Consider the following 4,944-nt stretch of genomic DNA (forward strand, 5'->3'; position numbering starts at 1 on the left):
TCGCCGCGCCGCCGCGCATTGATCGCCGCCGGGCTCGGCGTGCTGGCCGCGCCGTCGCTGGTGCGCGCGAAGCCGCGCACGGTGCGAATCTCGAAAGGCTATGGCGTGCTGTACCTGCCGCTGCTCGTGATGGAGAAGCAGCGGCTGTTCGAGCGGCACGCGGCGCGCCACGGCGTGCGCGACGTCGTGGTCGACTGGGTGCTGCTCGACGGCGGCAATTCCGTCAACGACGCGATGATGGCCGGCACGCTCGACTTCGCGGGCGCCGGTGCGCCGGGTTTCATCGAGCTGTGGGCGCGGGCGCGCGGCATTCCAAATGTCGAGGTGATCGGCATCAGCGGGCTGTCGACCTCGTCGCTGTCGCTGAACGCAAACCGGCCGGGCCTCACGTCGCTGCGCGACTTCACGCCGTCCGACCGGATCGCGGTGCCGGGCATCCGCACGTCGCTGTCGGCGGTGGTGCTGCAGATGGTCGCGAGCAAGCAGCTCGGCCCCGCGCATTTCGCACAGCTCGATTCGATCACCGTGAGCCTGCCGCATCCGCAGGCGATGCAGGCGCTGATTCGCCGCGAGAACGGCGTCACCGCGCATTTCACGTCGCCGCCGTTCTCGACGCTGGAGCTGCGGCAGCCGGGCATCCACCGCGTCGTGAATTCGGTCGACGTGCTCGGCCCGATGACGCACGACGTCGTATTCGCGCCGAAGCGGCTCGTCGATACCGAGCCCGCGCTGGCCGTCGCTTTTCTCGGCGCACTCGACGAAGCGAACCGCCTGATCGCGCAGGACCCGCGCGCGGCGGCGGCGCTCTTTGCGGCGTCGTCGGGCGTCGGCATGTCGCACGACGACGTGATGCAGATGCTCGCCGCACCCGACACGCGCTTCTCGGTGCTGCCGAACCAGCTGATGGACTACGTCGAATTCCTGTACCTGGCCGGCACGATCAAGGCGAAGCCGCGTGCGTGGCACGAGATGTTCGCGCCGATGCTCGACGCGTACCGGTCGGGCTGATACCGCCGCTCCCTTTCATCGAAATACCTCGCGCCGTGCGCTCGTCGCGCGCGGCGCCGATTCATCCGAAATGCAACTGCTTTGCAACCGCTATGCAACCGATTCACGCAAGGAGCCTGAAGTGAACGCTACCGACACCCTGGACCCCGCGTCCGCCGAAGAACAGCGCATCATGTCGAAGATGGCGCGGCGCCTGCTGCCCATCCTCGTCGTGATGTTCCTGATCGCGTTCATCGACCGGCAGAACGTCGGCTTCGCGAAGCTGCAGATGGTGCACAGCCTCGGGATGACGGAAGCCGCGTTCGGGCTCGCGTCGTCGCTGTTCTTCATCGGCTACCTGCTGTTCGAGGTGCCGAGCACGCTCGCGCTGCATCGCTACGGCGCGCGCGTCTGGCTCGCGCGGATCATGCTGACGTGGGGGCTCATCACCGTGCTGATGGGCTTCACGACGTCGATGCCCGCATTCTGCGCGCTGCGCTTCGTGCTCGGCATCGCCGAGGCCGGTTTCTATCCGGGCGTGATCTACTACCTGACGCTGTGGTTCCCGCAAAGCTATCGCGCGAAGGTGCTCGGCATCTTCACGCTCGGCAGCGCGCTCGCGAACATGCTCGGCTCGCTGGTCGGCGGCGTGCTGCTGAGCCTGAACGGCGTGTGGGGGCTCGCGGGCTGGCAGTGGGTGTTCGTGGCGACGGGCATCCCGGCGGTGATCGTTGCAATCGTCGTGTTCCGCGTGCTGCCCGCATCGGTGCGCGACGCACGTTTCCTCGGCGACCGCGAGAAGCAGATCGTCGAGGCCGCGCTCGAACGCGAGAAGCCCGCGCAGGCCGAACACGGCCAGCCGTGGAAGGCGCTGCTCGATCCGCGCGTGATGCTGTTCGCGGCGACCTACATGCTGATGTCGACGTCGCTGTATGGCGTAACGTACTGGCTGCCGACGCTCGTGAAGTCGTTCGGCGTGTCGAGCACGACGAACGGCGTCCTGAGCATGCTGCCGTGGGCGCTCGCGGTGCTGCTGCTGGTGTGGCTGCCGGGGAAGCTGCGCCGCGCGAAGAGCATCCTGCGCACGATCGCGATCGTTGCCGCGCTTGGCGCGCTCGGCTTCCTGCTGAGTCTCGTGCTGCCGTCGACGCCGCTGCGTTTCATCGCACTCGTGTTGGGCGGCGCATGCATCCCGCTGCTGTATCCGTGCTTCTGGTCGATGCCGCCGCGTTACTTCACCGGCGCGCGGGCGGCGGCGAGCGTCGCGGCGATCAACTCGATCGGCAACCTCGGCGGCTTCTTCAGCCAGAACCTGATGCCGTTTGCCGGCAAGGTCACGGGCACCGCGTTCGGGCCGATGATCGTGCCGATCGTGTGTCTTGCGCTGCTCGGGATCGGCGCGCTGGTCGCGTGGACGCGGTCGGAGCGGGGGATGGTGGCGGCGCGGGCGTGACGGCGTGCGGCGTTACCGCTTCATCAACTGGTTTCCGACGAACGCGAAGTTGGCTGTCGCGTGCGTGTTCGACAGCAGGTACTTGAGCGCGTGGATGTCGGGAGCGGTCGTCGTGAAGCGGTTGTCGCCGTCGAAGATGAAGTCCCATGTGACGATGCCGCGGCTGGTGCCCGGATCGTCCACGTGAATCTCCTTCAATGATGCAAGCGGATACGCGCGCTCGTGCCAGTCGAACAGGTGCCGCACGTAGAGGTGATCCGGTGTGACGATCTCGTAGCGCCGAAGGAAGGGCGTCGCGATGAGAAGGAGCACCGTCGTGAAGATCAGCCACGAGCGGGCGCCGCGCCACAGGACGGCCCGCGCCGACGGGCGGCCGCGCACCATGACGCGGTAGCGCGCGTAAGTGGGCTGCATGATGAGCGCGGTGCCGAACCACCAGGCGATCGCGATGAACCCGAGCGGCACGTTCATGAACGGCACCGAAAACGCGCCGACGAAGCTCGTCGGAAAATCCAGGAGCCGCGCGGTCGACACGAACCCGAGACCGATGTAGCTGCCCGCCGGATGCGGGATGAACACGGCCGTCGTCAGGGCCTGCAGCGCGAGCAGGACGGGCCAGCACAGCAGCGATACGGCCAGCCAGCCGGCCAGGGCGGCGAGAAAGAAGAGTGGATAGCTCAGGACGGATTTCATCGTGGTGGAGGCGCGAGGTCCGGATGGTCGACGCCTCGGCGCGAGAGCGAGGCGGGACAGTGACAAATTGTAGCGTTGTGCCGAAGCGGATCATGCGGGCAATGTCGCCTTGGGCCGGCCGGCGGCCGCGCACGACCATGCAGCGAATGCGTCGTGGTCGGCAAGCTGGCACTTTGTGCATCCTGCCGATGCGTTACGATGCGTCGCAGGTATGGCGCATGGCGTGGGCAATGAAAACGACGACGATGGGTAGGTTGGGCGACGACATTTCGCGCCGACGCATGCAGCGCGAGTTTGTCGCGCGAGGCCTGGCATCACGCGGCGAGGCGCGGCGGACCGGTGAATACATCGATGCCGCGCACGTCCTTGCGGAACTTGAGCGCATGCTGGAAGCGGCGCGCGCGACGAAGGCCGTCGATTGAATCGGCGGATCAGGGGCATACGTTACCGGGCAGGCAGCGATCGTCGCTGTTCGGCGCCCGCCGGCATCATCGCCGTCACGGGGTATCTACCCGCGCGAACCCCCAACTCCGCCATGCGCGACCGTCACCTGCGCAGGCGACAGCGGAATCTCCACCTCGACCGTCGTCCCTTCGCCGAGCGTCGTCGCGATCCGCAGCGTGCCGCCGACGAGGTACGCACGCTCGCGTAACCCGACCAGCCCGAACGATCCCGACTTGCGCGGCACGCCGGGATCGAAGCCCGCGCCGTCGTCGCGAATCGTCAACTCGATCGCATGGTTCGCATGCACGAGTTCGACGGTCGCATGCGACGCGGCCGCGTGCCGCGCGACGTTCGCGAGCGCTTCCTGCGCGATGCGGAACACGGCGGTCGCGTAAGGCTCGTCGAGCTGCAGCTCGGGCGGGTCGACATGCAGCGCGCATTCGATGCCGTGCCGATGCCGGAAATCCTCCACGAGCCATTGCATTGCCGCGGCGAAGCCGAGATCGTCGAGCATCAGCGGGCGCAGGTCCGACGCGATGCGGCGCGTCGCGGCCACCGCGCCGCGCGCCAGCGCGTGCATCGCCGCGATCTTGCGCGCCAGCAACGCATCGTCCTGCGGCACGCGGTCGATCAGCCATTCCAGATCGTTCTTCAGCGTCGCGAGCGTCTGCGCGAGTTCGTCGTGCAGTTCGCGTGCGATGCGGCGCTGCTCGGCCTCGCGTGCGCTCGCGCTGATCGCGGCGATCTCGCGCAGCTCCTCGCGCGACGCCTGCAGCGCCCGCTCCGCGCGCACGCGATCCTCGACTTCGCGTCGCAGGTCGCGGTTCGACGCGCTCAGTTGCGCGGTGCGCGCGGCGACACGCTGTTCGAGCCGTTCGTTCGCGTCGTTCAGCTGCGCGCTCTTCTGCACGACGAGCAGATGCTGGTAGCGCGCGCCGGCCAGCGCGCGCACCGTCTGCGCATGCAGCCGGCCGTTCTCGAACAGCATCGCGAACAGCACGACGCCGGATGCGACGAGGCCGTACGCACGCCCCGCGTAGAAGCCGAGGTCATAGCGCCCGTGGTTGAGCATCGACGACAGCGCGATGTCGAACAGCCACGCGACGAGCACCGTCATCACCCACAGGTCGAGCACGGAATGGCGTCGCCGCCGCTGCCACATCAGCATCAGCGCGACCAGGTTCAGCCCCCAGACGATCGTGATCGCGTTCGTCATCGTCGCGGCCATCCGGTTGCCGTTCATGATGCGCGGCAGCAGGTCGTGGCCGGCCGTCGCGAGCAGCGCGAGCGCGACCGTCGCGCCGACCGCGGCCGCGATGCACAGCACGATGGGAATCGCCGCGCGGCGCTGCGGGGCAGGGATCGGG

5 protein-coding genes are annotated in these 4,944 nt (G+C 68.0%); 3 read left to right on the plus strand and 2 right to left on the minus strand.

Annotation, left to right across the window (positions count from 1 at the left end):
• Both G3N93_RS34515 and G3N93_RS34520 read left to right on the plus strand, forming a co-directional pair.
• A partial coding sequence (locus G3N93_RS34515; protein WP_206134976.1) for an ABC transporter substrate-binding protein occupies positions 1–1,008 on the plus strand: 1,008 nt, incomplete at its 5' end.
• A 121-nt stretch (positions 1,009–1,129) separates the two neighbouring features.
• Positions 1,130–2,440 carry an MFS transporter gene (locus G3N93_RS34520; protein WP_206134977.1) on the plus strand — a complete coding sequence of 437 codons (1,311 nt, stop codon included), beginning with the start codon at positions 1,130–1,132 and terminating at the stop codon, positions 2,438–2,440.
• A gap of 12 nt (positions 2,441–2,452) precedes the next feature.
• On the opposite strand, the gene G3N93_RS34525 is transcribed toward G3N93_RS34520, so the two are convergent.
• Positions 2,453–3,133 carry a hypothetical protein gene (locus tag G3N93_RS34525; protein WP_206124599.1) on the minus strand — a complete coding sequence of 227 codons (681 nt, stop codon included), beginning with the start codon at positions 3,131–3,133 and terminating at the stop codon, positions 2,453–2,455.
• 230 nt (positions 3,134–3,363) lie between these two features.
• Between G3N93_RS34525 and G3N93_RS34530 the strand changes: the two genes are divergently transcribed.
• Entirely contained in the window at positions 3,364–3,555 is a 192-nt protein-coding gene (locus G3N93_RS34530) for a hypothetical protein (RefSeq protein WP_241026824.1), read from the plus strand.
• Between the two features lie 86 nt (positions 3,556–3,641).
• Here the strand turns inward: G3N93_RS34530 and G3N93_RS34535 are convergent.
• On the minus strand, positions 3,642–4,944 hold a 1,303-nt coding region (locus G3N93_RS34535), incomplete at its 5' end, for a sensor histidine kinase (protein ID WP_206134978.1).

This window comes from Burkholderia sp. Se-20378, assembly GCF_017104665.1.
Lineage (GTDB): Bacteria > Pseudomonadota > Gammaproteobacteria > Burkholderiales > Burkholderiaceae > Burkholderia > Burkholderia lata.